Consider the following 13,879-nt stretch of genomic DNA (forward strand, 5'->3'; position numbering starts at 1 on the left):
CTTGTTGGCGGGGCTGCTGGCCTGAGGCCGCGCCCTCAGCGTTCCAGGAGCGCGCTCAGCGCGAGCAGGTCGCGGGCGTAGCCGTCCGGGTCGTTCCCGGCGTTGCGGAAGCTGCGCAGCACGGCGTGCAGCCGCGCCGCCACGGGGTCCTGGGCCGTCGCGCGGGCGACGATGCGATCCACCTGCTTGTCCGATGCGGTCATGCCCCCAGCCTGGCACGGTGCTCGTCCGGGGGGCGACGGCCGGCGCGTCGCGGCGACGGCGCTCCCGCAGTTCCCCTGACGCCGCAGCGGCGATGCGTCCGGTCGGCCACGGTCCGGTTCGCTCGTGCCCGGCTGCGTCCCGGCACTCAGCCCCGGCGCAGCGCAGCCAGGACGCCGCGGGCGGCGGCGCGCCCGGCGCGGGTCGCGCCCAGCGTGGACGCCGACGCGCCGTATCCCACCAGGAAGACGCGCGGATCCCGGGCGGCCGCCACGCCGACGGTGCGGACGCCGCCGCCGGGCTCGCGCAGCCCCAGGCCGGCGAGGTGGTCCAGCGCGTGCCGGAACCCGGTCGCCCACAGGATCGCGTCAGCGGCCACCTCGCGGCCGTCGGCCAGCCGGACGCCGCCCGGGGTCACCGCGGTCATCGGGCCCGCCGAGACCAGGACGCCGCGCGCGATGCCGTCGCGGTACTCGGGCGTGAGGGCCAGCCCGGTGGCGGCGACGACGCTCTCGGGCGGCAGCCCGCGCTCGGTGCGGTCCCGGACGCGCTCCTCGACGGCGCGGCCCCAGTTCTCGTCGAACGGGCGCTCGACCCACTCCGGGGGCCGCCGCGTCACCCAGGTCGTGGACGCGCCCGCGGCGTCCAGTTGCAGGAGGAACTGCACCGCCGAGGCGCCCGCGCCGACCACCACCACGCGGAGGCCGGCGAACTCCGACGCGGCGGTGAAGTCGCGGGTGTGGAGTTGGCGGCCGGCGAAGGACGCGCGTCCGGGGTAGGGCGGCCAGAACGGCCGGTCCCAGGTCCCGGTGGCGTTGATGAGCGTCCGGGTGCGCCAGCGGCGGGCCCCGGCCGCGACCTCCAGAGGGCCGTCGGCCCGGGACTCCACGCCGGTCACCTTGGCGGGACGGAGCACGGGCAGGTCGAAGGCGCGCTCGTAGTCGCCGTAGTAGCGGGCCACCACCCGGGAGGCGGGCTCGTTCGGGTCGGGGGTTCCCAGCGGCAGCCCCGGCAGGTCGTGGACGCCGTGGGCGCGCCCCAGCGTCAGGGAGTCCCAGCGGTGCCGCCACGCGCCGCCGGGTCCGTCGTTGGCGTCGAGGGTGACGAAGTCACGCCAGGGCAGCAGGCCGCCGCGCGCGAGGTGGTGGGACGCGGACAGCCCGGCCTGGCCGGCGCCGATGACGACGGCGGCCAGCGTCTCGTCGGCCCGCGGGGTGTCCATGCCCCCTCAACCTGCTACAACGTTCAACTATTCCGGCGGCCGGCCCCAGACGTGCTGGGTGACGCGGGGCACGCGGGGCCGTGGTGCTCCGGGACGCCTCAGCGGGCCGTCGGCCGCCACGGCCGGCCGCCGCGCAGGTCGTGGACGGTGGTGGGCGTCATCTCGGAGTACCGGCCTTGGGCGAGGTTCCAGCCGCGCTCGGACAGCAGCCCCTCGTGGATGCCGAACCCCTCGGGCGCGCCGAGCGCGCGCAGGAAGTCGATGTGCTCCTTCATGGCCGCCCACGGCCCCATCATCGGGACGGCCACGACGTCGACGCCGTCGGGGGTGGCGTCCAGTTCGTCGCCGGGGTGGAAGAACGTGGGCTCGCCGGGGGCGCTGAGCACCAGGCCGACGTTCCCGATGCGGGGGATGTCGCGGTGGATCTCGGCGTGCGTGCCGCCGACCGCCCGGACGTGGACGTCCCCGATCTCGAGTTCGTCGCCGGGGTGCAGGGGAGCGCTCGTCCGTGCAGGTCGACGTGGTCGAGGATGCCGGCCTCGACGGCCACGACCGCGTCGGGGTTGGCGTCCAGCAGCGGACCGATGTGCTCGGGGTCGACGTGGTCGGGGTGCCGATGCGTCACGAGGACGCCGTCCAGCCCCGTCAGTCGGTGCCAGCCATGGCTGAAGTTGCCCGGATCGATGAGGATGCGGCTGCCGCCCGCCTCGACCAGCACGGCCGCGTGCCCCAGGTGCGTGATCTGCATGCCTCAGCCTAAACCCGGCCGCGCCGCCGTCGCGGGGTCGGTACGCCGGGGAGTCGGGGGCACGCGGCGGGCCGAGGTGCCGGCGAGACGCTACCCGAATGCCCGCGCCGCCGCGGCTCGCGCGGAACGACGTTTTCGCCCGCTGGACGTCCTGGCTTCCCGCGGGCAGCGGTCGTAGGGTCGCGCCGACGACCGGTCAGGTCGCCGGACCTTCGCGACAGGGCCGTCGATGACCACCGAAGCACCCCCGTCCGTCAGGACCCTCACCCTCAACACGACGCTGGCGATGGTGGGGGCCACGATGGCCACGCTCGTGCTGCACGAGTTGTCGCACGCGATCGCCGCCATCGCCCAGGGCTCGCCGGCCCGGCTGTTCCCGTTCGCGTCGGTGGCGCTGCGGGAGCGTCCCGTCCCCGAGCAGATCGTCGAGATGATGACCGGGCCCGTGTTCAGCCTCGTGCTGGGCGTGGTCCTGATCGCGGTGCTGCGCCCCGGGCCCCGCCCCGGTTTCGGCCACCTGTGGCTCTCCTGGTTGGGCTTCACCAGCGCGATGGAGGGCATCGGCTACCTGATCCTGACGCCGCTCGGCGTCGGCGACACGGGCATGTCGGCGGAACTGTCCGGGCTGCCGCCGGCGCTCGGCTGGGTGGCCGCCGCGCTGAGCATCGGGGGCATGGTGCTGCTGGCCCGCGCCTACGGCCGCCGGATCGCGCGCTTCGTCCCGCACGGGGACTCGCCGCGGCTGCGCGGGCTGTCCTTCTACCCGTGGATGATCGGGACGGTCGTCGTGGTCGCGCTGACGCTGCTGTGTTCCCGCTGCCCATGGACATCGTGGGGCCGCTGCTCAACCACCTGCGCCCGCCCGCGCCGCCAGATGGCCGGCCGCCGGGGTGAGCCGGCGGCGGTGATAGGAAGGAGGGCATGAGCGCACCGTCGTCCGATGTCCTGTCCTGGCTGGAGAAGCTGATCGCGATCGACACCACGAGCCGCGACACGAACCTGCCGCTGATCGAGCTCGTCGCCGATCACGCCCGGTCCCTGGGGCTGTCGCCGCAGGTGTTCCCGACCCCCGACGGCGCCAAGGCGAACCTGCTGATCACCGTCCCGGACGCCCAGGGCCGCACCGACGGCGGGATCATGCTCAGCGGGCACAGCGACGTCGTGCCGACCGACGGCCAGGCGTGGACGTCCGACCCGTACACCCTCACTGAGCGCGACGGGCTGCTGTACGGCCGCGGCGTCACCGACATGAAGGGCTTCGACGCCGTGGCGATCAACGCGCTGGCGGCCCTGGTCGCCCAGCCGCTGTCCACGCCGGTGCACGTCGGGCTCACCCACGACGAGGAGGTCGGCTGCGTCGGCGCCCAGCCGTTCGTGGACGCCATGAAGGCCGCCGGCGTGCTGCCCGACATCGTCTTCGTGGGGGAGCCCACCTCGATGCGGATGATCCGCGCGCACAAGTCGATCAACCTCGTGGAGGCGACCTTCCACGGCGTCCCCGCGCACAGCTCGCTCACCTCCTCGGGCGTCAACGCGATCGAGTACGCGGCCTCGCTGGTGCGGTACTGGCGCGAGCAGGCCGACCGCTGGCGCGCCGACGGCCCCTTCGACGAGGCCTACCCCGTCGCGTACACGACCGGCTCGGTCAACCTGTTCAGCGGCGGCAACGGCGTGAACATCGTCCCGAGAGCGCCTCGGTGACGCTGGAGTTCCGGTCCATCGCCGAGACCGACGACCGGGCGGTGCTGGACGCCGTCGTCGCCCACTGCCGCGACCTCGAGGCGCAGATGCGCGCCGAGCATCCCGAGGCGTCCGTCGACGTCACGATCGTGTGCGAGACGGTGGGCCTGGACACCCCGCAGGACGCGCCGGCGGTGAAGCTCGGGCAGGAACTCGGGCTGGAGGTGCAGGCCGACAAGGTCACCTACGGCACCGAGGCGGGCATCTACTCCGAGGGCGGCATCTCGGCGGTCGTGTGCGGCCCCGGCGACATCGCCCAGGCGCACAAGCCCGACGAGTTCATCGACCCCGACCAGCTGGCGCAGTGCGAGGCGTTCGTCGCCCGGCTGGTGGAGCACGTCCGAGCCTGAGGACGCCGCGGGGCTGACGCCGGGCCGCGCACGCGGCGCCCGGGGCCGCGCCGGTCAGACCAGCTTGATCACCACGGTCGAGCCCTTGGGCACCGACGCGCCCTCGCCCGGCTCGACGCTGAGCACCAGGCCGAAGCCGCCGCTGACGAGCCGCTCGAACTTGGGCTCCAGGCCCGCCTGACGGATCCGGTCGGCGGCCGTGTCGGCGCCCTGCCCGCGCAGGCCGGTGGGCACCGTCACCATCACGGGACCCTTGGAGACGACGACGCTGACGGCGTCACCGCGGTGGAGTTGGCCGCCCGCGGGGTCCTGGCGGATGATCGCGCCCTTGGGCACGGAGTCGTGGTTCTCCTCGCTGGTGTTCAGCGTGATCCTGTTCTGGCCCGCCCATGCCTGGGCGTCGGTCAGCTTCTTGCCGGTGAAGTCCACGCCGTCCACGGGCGCCGGGCCGGCGGAGACCACCAGGGCCACCGCGTCGTTCCGCCTGGCCTGAGTGTCCGGCTTGGTGCCCTGGGAGATCACGACCCCGGACGCGACGGTGTCGCTGTGCTCCTGCTTGACCTCGCCGACCTTCAGCGACGAGCCCTGGATCAGGGACGTGGCCTCCTCGGCCGTCTTCCCGACCACGCTCGGGACGGCGAACCGCTCCGGGCCGCGGGAGACCCAGGCGGTCACCACCCCGTCGCGCAGGATCCGGCCGCCCTCGGACGGCTCGGTGCGGATCACCTGGCCGGCCGGGACGTCCTCGGAGTACTCGCGCTCGAACACGACCGCCAGTTCGGCGGCCTGCGCGGCCGCCTGCGCGTCGGTCTGCGTCAGCTTCACCAGGGGCGGGGTGTCGGTGTAGCGGCCCTCGAGCACGTACCAGCCGCCCCAGCCGAGGCCCGCGACGATCGCCACGGTCAGGATGAGCGCCACGATCCGGCCCCACCGGGGCCGCGGGCGCTGGGTGCGCTCGGCGAGCGTGGGCAGCGACGAGGTGTGCGGCGAGGCGGGGGAGTAGGGCGAGGGGCCGTTGCTGTAGAACGGGGCGCCGTCGGTCGAGACGTCGAACGCGGGCGACACCGGCGTGACCGGCGTGAACTGCCGCTCGGCGCCCATCCGCGGGCCGCGGGGGCGGGGCGGACCGGGGCGGCCCCGGCGTCGGTGCGGCGGACCCGCGCGCTCAGCTCGGGGTCGTCCAGCACGCCGCGTCCCAGCGCGTCCCGCGCCGCGCGCAGGTGCCCCAGCAGGACGCCCGCGTCGGCGGGGCGGTGCATCCGGTCGCGGCTCGCCGCCGTCGTGACGAGCGCGTCCACGTACGGCGGGATGCCGCCTCGGCCGTCGCGCCACGTCGTGGAGACCTCCAGCGAGGGCGCCGTGATCTGGTTGTGCACGTGGCTGTAGGCCACCTGGATGGGGGTGTCGCCCGTGTGCGGCTTGCGGCCGGTGAGCATCTCGTACAGCACGATGCCGAGCGAGTAGACGTCGGAGCGGGCGTCCGCGTGGCCCTTGGTCACGAGTTCGGGCGCGATGTAGCTGACCGTGCCGATCACGAGCCCGGTGGTGGACGCCGAGGTGTGCGCGGTCACGGCGCGGGCCAGCCCGAAGTCGGCGACCTTCACCTGGCCGCGGTCGGAGATCAGGACGTTCTCGGGCTTGACGTCGCGGTGGATCAGCCCGGCGGTGTGCGCGGCGGCGAGTGCCGCGGCGACCGGCTCGATGAGTTCGATGGCCCGCCGCGGGTCCATGGGGGCCTCGCGGGTGATGAGCTGGCGCAGCGTGAAGCCCTGCACGTACTCCATGACGATGTAGGGCCGGCCCTCGTCGCTGCCCTGGTCGAAGACGCTGACGACGTTGGGATGGCTCAGATGCGCCGCGGCGCGCGCCTCGGCGTCGAACCGCTGCGTGAAGTCGCCGGACTCGCCCAGCCCCTCGTTCATGACCTTGAGGGCGACGGTGCGGGACAGGCGGAGGTCGTGCGCGACGTACACGGTGGCCATGCCACCGCGCGCCAGCTTCTTGACGACCTGGTAGCGGTCGTCGATCACGTGGCCGATGAGGCCACTGCGTTCAGTCGTCAACACAGATCTCCGCGGCATGGATCGGGGAAGGAGAAGGCATGCCGGGCCCGATGCCGAGTGTAGGCAGGCCCATCAATCACTTCCGGCGCGACCCGCCGGGATTGTGGCAGGCTGTGACCCGTGACCGCACTGCTGGGGATCGCCACCCGTTTGAAGTTGGCCCGTCTGATCCACATCGTGCCCGATGCGCCCGACCTGGTGCCCGTGCTCGCGCCCGCCTCCTACCTGGGCGGTGCCGACGTGGTCATGCTGGACGAGACGCTGCCGGAGTCGTATCGCGACGCGGCGTCCGGGGCGCAGATGGCCGAGATCCGCATCGCCGCGCGCCAGAGCCAGGGCCTGACCGGCTACCTGGGACGCCCCGCCCGCGCCGCCGAGCTGAACGCCGACCTGGTCTGCCTGTCGGAGGACCGCCACGACCCGAAGAAGGCACGGCCCGCGCTGGGCGAGTGGACCCAGATCGGCCGCCGCTGCAACAGCGCCGCCGAGATCGACGCCGCGCTCGCGGACGCCGAGGTCGGCTTCCTGCTCGTCGGGCCGGGGCGCGACCACCTGCTGCACGCCGCGAAGGCGGCCCCGGCCGACGACCCGGCGTCCAAGCCGTGGTTCGCCGTGGGCGGCATCACGCTGGCCAGCCTGGACGCGGTGCTGCGCACCGGCGCGATGCGCGTCGCGGTCGGCGGCGCGATCACGCACGCCTCCGACCCGGAGGGGGCCGCGCAGGCGTTCAAGGAGCGGCTGCGGGACGCGTGGAACGCGAACCCGAAGATGGAGGCCGTCACCAAGGCCGCCTTCGGCGGCGACGTGGTCCTCGAGCTCGACCCGAACACCGGCGCCCCGAAGCCCACGGACCTGAGCCTGTGACCCAGCCCCGCCCGGGAGGGTTGGGGCGGGCCACGGCGCTGATGGCGTCCGGGTCCCTGGTGTCCCGGATGCTGGGGATCGTCCGCAACGCCCTGCTCGGGTTGTGCATCGGCGGCATGGGCGCGGTCTCGGACGCCTTCCAGACCGCGAACACCCTGCCCAACACCATCTTCATCCTGCTGCAGTCCGGCGTGCTGACCGCCGTCCTGATGCCGCAGCTCACGCGCGCGCTGCGCCGGGAGCGCGACGGCGACCGGATGACCGACGCGCTGCTCACGGCGATCTTCGTGCTGATCGGGGCGGTCACGGCGCTCGCGCTGGTGTTCGCCGGGCCGCTGGTGAGCCTGATGGGGCTGCGCGGCGCGGCGCACACCCTGGGCGTCGCGTTCGCGTACTGGTGCCTGCCGCAGATCTTCTTCTACGCGCTGTACGCCGTGCTGGCCCAGGTGCTGAACGTCCGGGAGCGGTTCGGGCTGGTGATGTGGACGCCGGCGTTCGCCAACCTGGTGCAGATCGCCGGCATGGTCGTGTTCCTGTTCCTGTTCAGCCGGCCGGCCGCCGCGCAGCAGTGGTCCCCGGAACTTTTCACGCCGCCGAGGATTGCCGTGCTCGCCGGCACGGCCACCCTGGGCATCGCCGTGCAGGCCATCCCGCTCGCGGTGGCGCTGCCGCGGGCCGGCTACCGCTGGCGCCCGACGCTGCGGCTGCGCGGCTACGGCTTCCGGGCCGCGGGCCGGGTCGCGGTGTGGATGGCGAGCGCCGTGGTGATCGCGCAGTTGGGTGGCGTCGCGACGCAGGCGGCGATCAACCTGGTGGCCAGCGGAGCCCGGGCCAACGGCCAGATCGTCGCCGGCCAGTTCGTCTACCAGCAGGCCTTCACGATCTTCATGGTCCCGCACGGCGTCATCACGGTGTCGCTGCTCACCGCCCTGCTGCCGAGGATGACCCGGGCCGTGCAGGAGCACGACGCCGACCGGCTGCGCGGCGACCTGGGGCAGGGGCTGACGATGCCGCTCGTGGCCATGGTGCCGATCACCGCGCTGCTGGTCGCCCTGGCCCAGCCGATCAGCCGCGTGCTGAACCCCGGCATCGACCCGGAGTCGGTCGCGGCGATCGCTTCGGCGTTCGCCTGGATGAGCGTCGGCCTGGTCGGCTACGCCGTCGTCGGGCTGCAGCAGCGCTACGCCACCGCCCGCGAGGACGGCCGCACGTATCTGACGTTCCAGGTGATCGTGACCGTGATCCAGGTGGCGGTCGCGGCCCTGATCCTGACGGTGCCCCCGCCTCGGCGGTGATCGTCGTCGCGATCGGGCAGACGCTGAGCAACGGCGTCGCCGCGGTGGTCTTCCTGATCGTCGCCCAGCGACAGGTGGGCGGGCTGCCCCTGCGGATGCTCGCCGGCCTGGCGCTGCGCCTGCTCGGCGCGGCTGTGCCCGCGGGGCTGGCCGCGTTCGGGATCGCCCATCTGGCCTTCGGCGCCTGGGGCGGCGGCGTGCTGGTGTCGCTGGGGGTGTGCGCGGTCGCTGCGGCGTGCTTCGGGCTGGCGTTCCTCGCGCTCGCGCGCCTGCTGCGGGTCACGCAGGTCACCGACCTGGTCGCGGGCGTCACGCGCCGGCTGCGGCGCCGCTGATCGAGGGCGGGCCGGACGGACCGCGCCCGGCTAGAACGTGCGGCGCACGGCGACGCGCGCCATCGCCGCCAGGCCGTCGCGCCCGGGCTCGGTGACCGGGGCCGCGGCCAGCGCGGCCAGCGCCGCGTCGTACTCGCGCTCGATCTCGGCCTCCACGGCGTCCAGGGCGCCGCCACCGGCGATGATCGCCCGGGCCCGCTCGACCTGCGCCGCCGTGAGGTCGGGGGCGCCGAACAGTCCGGCCAGTTCGGCGGCGTCCGCCTCGCTCGCGCGGCCGAACGCCTCGGCGGCCAGCAGCGTCAGCTTGCCCTCGCGCAGGTCCTCGCCGGACTCCTTGCCGGTGAGCGCCTCGTCGCCGAAGATGCCCAGCACGTCGTCGCGGTACTGGAACGCCCGGCCCAGCGGCTGCCCGAACGCGGTCAGCGCCGCCAGTTGCGCCTCGTCGGCGCCGGCGGCGGCCGCGCCGACCAGCAGCGGGCGGCGCACCGAGTAGGACGCCGACTTCCAGGTCACCACGGTGGAGATCATCTGGGCCAGGTCGATCCGCCCGGCCTCGGTGCGGGTCAGCGGGTACGGGTCCCGCGCCTGGGCGAGCACGTCGAGGTACTGCCCGGCCGTCACCTCGGTGCGGACGGCCTCCAGGTGCGGGTACGCGCGGGCCAGCGCGTCGGCGTCCAAGCCGCTGCGCCGGAACATCTCCTGCGACCACACCAGCAGCAGGTCGCCCAGCAGGATGCCGCCGGCCCGTCCGAACGCCTCGGGGTCGCCGCGCCACGCGCGCTCGCGGTGGTCCGCCTCGAACTGCCGGTGCGCCGCCGGGACGCCGCGGCGCGCGTCGGACGCGTCCATCACGTCGTCGTGCATCAGGGCCGACACGTGCAGCACGTCCAAGGACGCCGCCGCGCGCACCACCCCCTCGGGCGGGGTGAGCTCGCCGGTGATCGCCGCCCACGCCCACAGCGCGAACGCGGGGCGCAGCCGCTTGCCGCCCGCGGTGAACATCCGGCTCCGCTTCAGCAGCGGCGACGTGGTCGGGGAGATACCCGACAGCACCCCCGCCTGCTCGTCGAGAAAGGCGTCGATCGCGCCGCCGACCGCCGCGCGGACGTCGTCGGATACCGGGTTGTCAGGCGCCAGAGTGACCACGCTGCGAGCCTACCCGCAGCCCGTCGGCGGGGCTGAACTAGGGTTGCCGGCATGCCATTCCCCTCCATCGCCGAGCGGTTGGCCCAGCGTGACGCACCGACCTTCAGCTTCGAGTACTTCCCGCCGGCCGACGACGCCGGCATCCAGCAGCTCATCGGCACCGTCGATCAGCTGAGCCCGCTGCGTCCCGACTGGGTGTCGGTGACCTACGGGGCGACCGGCGCGAGCCGCTACCGGACCTTCTCCGCGGTCGGTGCGATCCGCGGCCAGACCGCCGCCCGGACCATGGGGCACCTCACGGTCGCGGGCCAGGACGAGGGCGAGATCCGCCGGGCGATCGAGGCCTACGAGCGGCTCGGCGTCACCCAGATCCTCGCGCTGCGCGGCGACCCGCCCGGCGGCGGCGCCTACGAGCCGCGCTCGGACGGCCTCGCCACCGCGACCGACCTGGTCCGCCTGATCCGCTCGATGGGCGACTTCAGCGTCGGCGTGGCGGCGTTCCCCGCCGGCCATCCCGAGAGCGACCTCGACCTGGACGCCCGGATCCTGCTGGACAAGCAGGAAGCCGGCGCGGAGTTCGCGGTCACCCAGCTGTTCTTCGACGCCGAGGCGTACTTCGCGCTCGTGGAGCGGTTCCGGGCGCTGGGCGGCACGATCCCGATCGTGGCGGGCATCATGCCCGTGACCGTCCCCAGCCAGATCGAGCGGTTCGCCACCATGTCGGGCGCGCGGATGCCGGCGGCGTTCGAGGCGAAGCTGCGCGCCGTGGCCGACGACCGGGACCGGTTCCGGGCGGTGGGCCTGGAGCTGATGACCGCCCTGTGCGACGACGTCCTGGCCGGGGGAGCCCCCGGGCTGCAGTTCTTCACCCTGAACCGGTCCAAGGCCACGCAGGAGATCCTCGCCCGCCTGCGGGAGATGCCCGCGCGGGTTCCGGCCTAGCCGCACCCGGCGCCCGGCGCGGCCCGGTCAGCCCGCGGCGGCGGGGCGCGTGTCGATGCAGCGCACCGTGCGGGTCGGTAGCCCGGCCAGCAGCACCGCCTGCGCGTCGGCCTCCCGGCCGCGCGGCGCGCGCACCATCCGCGCCACCTCGCGCGCGCCGGCGGCGGCGAGCCCGTCGGCCAGCGCGTCGGGGGAGCGGTGCCAGCGCGGCAGCGTGACGTCGAAGCCCAGCGGCGCGAACGCCCCGCCGACGTCGCGCATCCCCGCGCCGGCCTGGAAGCCGAGCAGGATCGCCCCGCCCGGGGCGGTCACCCGGACCAGTTCGGCCAGCGCGCCGGGCAGGTCCGCGTCGGGCAGGTGGATCGTGGAGTACCAGGCGAACACCCCCGCGAACGACGCGTCGGGGAAGGGCAGGTCGGTCAGCGAGCCGCGCACGAGCGGGACGTCGGGATGGTCGCGGCGCGCCCGGTCCAGCATGCCGGCGGAGGCGTCCAGCCCCGTCACGGCCAGCCCGGCCGCGGCCAGCGTGGGGAACATCCGGCCGGTGCCGCAGCCGGCGTCCAGCACCGTACGGGGCGCGGGGACGCCGGCGCAGAACTCCGCGATCATGCCGTGGTCCGCCGGCGACTCGGGGGAGTCGGCGGCGGACCAGTGGTCGGCGTAGGCGTCCGCCACGGCGTCGTAGGCGGGCGCGACGGTGGCGTCCTCCGGCTCGCCGGGGCGCGCGCTCACGCCGGCTCGAGCTCCGGGGCCGGCACCGCGACCCCCTGGCGCCAGGCGCCGGGGCGGCCGACGTCGAGCGTCACCAGGCGCTGCGTGGGCCGGGTGAGCGCCACGTACAGCACGCGGATGCCGCCCGGGCTCTCGGCGACGATGGCGTCCGGGTCGACGACCACGACGCCGTCGTACTCCAGCCCCTTGGCCTCCAGCGGGCTGGGGAACAGGATGCGGTCGAGGTTCGCCGGGTTCATCCGGGTCGCCAGCCGGCGCTGCAGCGCGCCGCGCAGCGCCTCGCGGCGCGACGGCGGCGCGATGACGCCGACCGTGCCGCCCACCTCGTCGGTGAGCCGGTCGATGACGTCGGCCAGGTCGGCGACCAGGGCCGCCTCGGTGGTGGTGAGCAGTTCGGGTTCGTGGCCCGTCGAACGGACCGCGCGGGGCAGGTCGGCGTCCGGGTAGTGCGGCTCGACGACCTGCTTGGCGAGGTTGAACACCTCGGCCGGCGAGCGGTAGTTCACCGACAGCCGGAAGTCGCGGTGCGGGGCGTTGCCGATCAGCTCGCGCACCGCGCGGCCGACCTCCTCCAGGTCGGGCCAGCTCGACTGCGCCAGGTCGCCGACGACGGTCCAGGACGCCTGCGAGCCGCGGCGCCGCAGCATCCGCCACTGCATCGGGGTGACGTCCTGCGCCTCGTCGACCAGCACGTGCGCGTAGGTCTCGTGGGTGTCCTCGCGCAGGTCGGGATCGGCCTTGCGCTCCCAGACGTCGGAGGTCGTGACGAACTCGGCGACCGACTCCCCGCCCTCGATGAAGACCGGCTGTTCGGCGTCCGGCTCCGATGGCACGGGGCCCAGGATCGCGACGAGTTCGTCGAGCAGCGCGGTGTCGGCGACGGTCCAGGGCGCCTCGCGGGCGTAGGACTCGCTCAGCAGCCGCTGCTGTTCGGGCCGCAGGACGCCCTCGGCGGCGCGCGCCGTCACGGCGGGATCCGCGAGCCGGCGCAACACCTGCGGCGCCGACAGCGACGGCCACCAGGCGTCCATGAACGTCCGGAACGCGGCCTGGTCGGCGATCATGTCGGGCACCTGGTCGGCCTCGACGTCGGTCTCCTCGGGCACCTGCTGGGCCAGGGCGGCGACCACGGCCTTCTGCGCCGACTCGCGCGCCAGGTTGACCCGCTGGTGGCTCAGGATCCCGGCGCGGATGCGGGCGACCTGGTCCGCCGACAGGCTCAGCACCTCGCCCTTGATCGTGACGCGGACGCTCGGCGCCAGCCCGGTGGTGAGGTCGAGCGGCAGGTTCACCAGGGTGCGCAGCACCGTCACCATCTTGAGGCTGCCCTTGACGACGGCGGTGTCGGCGTCGTCGACGGTGTCGCTGGCCACTCCGGGCAGGACGTCGGAGACGATCGACCCGATGGAGCGCAGGGTGACCGAGTCCTCGCCGAGGCTGGGCAGCACCCGCTCGATGTAGTTCATGAAGACGGGGCCGGGGCCGACGACGAGCACGCCGCCGCGCTCGAACCGGCGCCGGTGGGAGTAGAGCAGGTAGGCGGCGCGGTGCAGCGCCACGACGGTCTTGCCGGTGCCCGGCCCGCCGCTGATGACGGTCACGCCCGGGTAGTCGGCGCGGATCGCCTCGTCCTGCTCGCTCTGGATCGTGGCGACGATGTCGCGCATCCTCGTGCCGCGCGCCCGCGCCAGGGACGCCATCAGCGCGCCCTCGCCGACCACGGGCAGGTTGTGGACGTTGGACTCGGCGTCCAGCAGGTCGTCCTCGATCCCGACGACCCGGTCGTTGCGGCAGCGCAGCACGCGGCGGCGCACCACGTCCATGGGACGCTGCGGCGTGGCCCGGTAGAACGGCTCGGCGGCCCGGGCGCGCCAGTCGATCACCAGCGGCTCGTACTCGTCGTCGCGGACGCCGATGCGCCCGATGTAGCGGACCTCCCGGTCCTCGGGGTCGTCCAGGTCGAGGCGCCCGAAGACGAGGCCCTCGTGCTCGGCGTCCAGTTCGGCGAGCCGGCGCGCCGCCTGGTAGGAGAACGCGTCGCGCTCGAACAGGGCGGTGCCGTCCTCCTCGCGCATCCAGGTGTCGCGTTCGGAGCGGAACAGGTTCTGGCCACTGCGCGCGGCGTTGCGGGCGGTGTCGGTCGCCTGGTCGAGTCGGGCGTAGACGGCGTCCACGTGGGCCTGTTCGGTGGCCAGTTCGTGGGCGAGCAGTTCGGCTTCGGTCAAGGTGGAGTCTTCCTCG

The 13,879-nt window shown here is 74.3% G+C and carries 14 protein-coding genes and 1 pseudogene; 7 read left to right on the forward strand and 8 right to left on the reverse strand.

The window, feature by feature from the left end:
* Nucleotides 1-35 precede the first annotated feature (35 nt).
* From G7070_RS12430 to G7070_RS12440, 3 genes and pseudogenes are all read right to left on the reverse strand, one after another.
* A complete protein-coding gene (locus G7070_RS12430; protein ID WP_166234003.1) occupies nucleotides 36-203 on the reverse strand; it encodes a hypothetical protein in 168 nt (55 codons plus the stop codon).
* 146 nt (nucleotides 204-349) lie between these two features.
* Nucleotides 350-1,423, reverse strand: coding sequence for an NAD(P)-binding domain-containing protein (locus G7070_RS12435; protein ID WP_166234004.1), 1,074 nt, complete (start codon nucleotides 1,421-1,423; stop codon nucleotides 350-352).
* A 98-nt stretch (nucleotides 1,424-1,521) separates the two neighbouring features.
* Nucleotides 1,522-2,171: pseudogene (locus G7070_RS12440) on the reverse strand (MBL fold metallo-hydrolase).
* A gap of 229 nt (nucleotides 2,172-2,400) precedes the next feature.
* Between G7070_RS12440 and G7070_RS12445 the strand changes: the two are divergent.
* Genes G7070_RS12445 through G7070_RS17940 form a run of 3 tightly spaced genes read left to right on the forward strand, consistent with a single transcriptional unit; the run spans nucleotide 2,401 to nucleotide 4,261 of the window.
* Nucleotides 2,401-3,096, forward strand: a complete 696-nt coding sequence (locus tag G7070_RS12445) for a zinc metalloprotease (protein ID WP_166234005.1) — start codon at nucleotides 2,401-2,403, stop codon at nucleotides 3,094-3,096.
* The gene (locus G7070_RS12450) at nucleotides 3,093-3,872 is read left to right on the forward strand and encodes a M20/M25/M40 family metallo-hydrolase (protein ID WP_206079770.1); all 780 of its coding nucleotides are present in this window, start codon (nucleotides 3,093-3,095) and stop codon (nucleotides 3,870-3,872) included. Before G7070_RS12445 ends, G7070_RS12450 begins: the two co-directional genes overlap by 4 nt.
* On the forward strand, nucleotides 3,869-4,261 hold the full coding sequence (locus tag G7070_RS17940) for a M20/M25/M40 family metallo-hydrolase (protein WP_206079771.1): 393 nt from the start codon (nucleotides 3,869-3,871) through the stop codon (nucleotides 4,259-4,261). Before G7070_RS12450 ends, G7070_RS17940 begins: the two co-directional genes overlap by 4 nt.
* A gap of 54 nt (nucleotides 4,262-4,315) precedes the next feature.
* Here G7070_RS17940 and G7070_RS12455 read toward each other — a convergent pair whose 3' ends face one another.
* Entirely contained in the window at nucleotides 4,316-5,179 is an 864-nt protein-coding gene (locus G7070_RS12455) for a Stk1 family PASTA domain-containing Ser/Thr kinase (protein WP_166234006.1), read from the reverse strand.
* A complete protein-coding gene (locus G7070_RS12460; protein ID WP_431977895.1) occupies nucleotides 5,164-6,291 on the reverse strand; it encodes a protein kinase domain-containing protein in 1,128 nt (375 codons plus the stop codon). Before G7070_RS12460 ends, G7070_RS12455 begins: the two co-directional genes overlap by 16 nt.
* 153 nt (nucleotides 6,292-6,444) lie before the next feature.
* Here G7070_RS12460 and G7070_RS12465 point away from each other — a divergent pair, with 153 nt between their 5' ends.
* Genes G7070_RS12465 through G7070_RS12475 form a run of 3 tightly spaced genes read left to right on the forward strand, consistent with a single transcriptional unit; the run spans nucleotide 6,445 to nucleotide 8,818 of the window.
* On the forward strand, nucleotides 6,445-7,188 hold the full coding sequence (locus tag G7070_RS12465) for a thiamine phosphate synthase (RefSeq protein ID WP_166234008.1): 744 nt from the start codon (nucleotides 6,445-6,447) through the stop codon (nucleotides 7,186-7,188).
* Nucleotides 7,185-8,483, forward strand: a complete 1,299-nt coding sequence (murJ, locus tag G7070_RS12470; RefSeq protein ID WP_166234009.1) for a murein biosynthesis integral membrane protein MurJ — start codon at nucleotides 7,185-7,187, stop codon at nucleotides 8,481-8,483. The genes G7070_RS12465 and murJ overlap by 4 nt, the downstream gene beginning before the upstream one ends.
* Nucleotides 8,480-8,818, forward strand: coding sequence for a hypothetical protein (locus G7070_RS12475; protein ID WP_166234010.1), 339 nt, complete (start codon nucleotides 8,480-8,482; stop codon nucleotides 8,816-8,818). Before murJ ends, G7070_RS12475 begins: the two co-directional genes overlap by 4 nt.
* Before the next feature lie 30 nt (nucleotides 8,819-8,848).
* Here the strand turns inward: G7070_RS12475 and G7070_RS12480 are convergent, their stop codons facing one another.
* Nucleotides 8,849-9,964, reverse strand: a complete 1,116-nt coding sequence (locus G7070_RS12480; RefSeq protein WP_166234011.1) for a polyprenyl synthetase family protein — start codon at nucleotides 9,962-9,964, stop codon at nucleotides 8,849-8,851.
* Nucleotides 9,965-10,015: 51 nt separating this feature from the next.
* Here G7070_RS12480 and G7070_RS12485 point away from each other — a divergent pair, with 51 nt between their 5' ends.
* Nucleotides 10,016-10,906, forward strand: a complete 891-nt coding sequence (locus tag G7070_RS12485) for a methylenetetrahydrofolate reductase (RefSeq protein WP_166234012.1) — start codon at nucleotides 10,016-10,018, stop codon at nucleotides 10,904-10,906.
* A gap of 27 nt (nucleotides 10,907-10,933) precedes the next feature.
* On the opposite strand, the gene G7070_RS12490 is transcribed toward G7070_RS12485, so the two are convergent.
* A complete protein-coding gene (locus tag G7070_RS12490; protein ID WP_206079772.1) occupies nucleotides 10,934-11,638 on the reverse strand; it encodes a class I SAM-dependent methyltransferase in 705 nt (234 codons plus the stop codon).
* The gene (locus tag G7070_RS12495) at nucleotides 11,635-13,863 is read right to left on the reverse strand and encodes a HelD family protein (protein WP_246227076.1); all 2,229 of its coding nucleotides are present in this window, start codon (nucleotides 13,861-13,863) and stop codon (nucleotides 11,635-11,637) included. The genes G7070_RS12490 and G7070_RS12495 overlap by 4 nt, the downstream gene beginning before the upstream one ends.
* Nucleotides 13,864-13,879: the final 16 nt, after the last annotated feature.

The organism is Propioniciclava coleopterorum (genome assembly GCF_011393335.1).
Classification (GTDB): Bacteria; Actinomycetota; Actinomycetes; order Propionibacteriales; family Propionibacteriaceae; genus Propioniciclava; species Propioniciclava coleopterorum.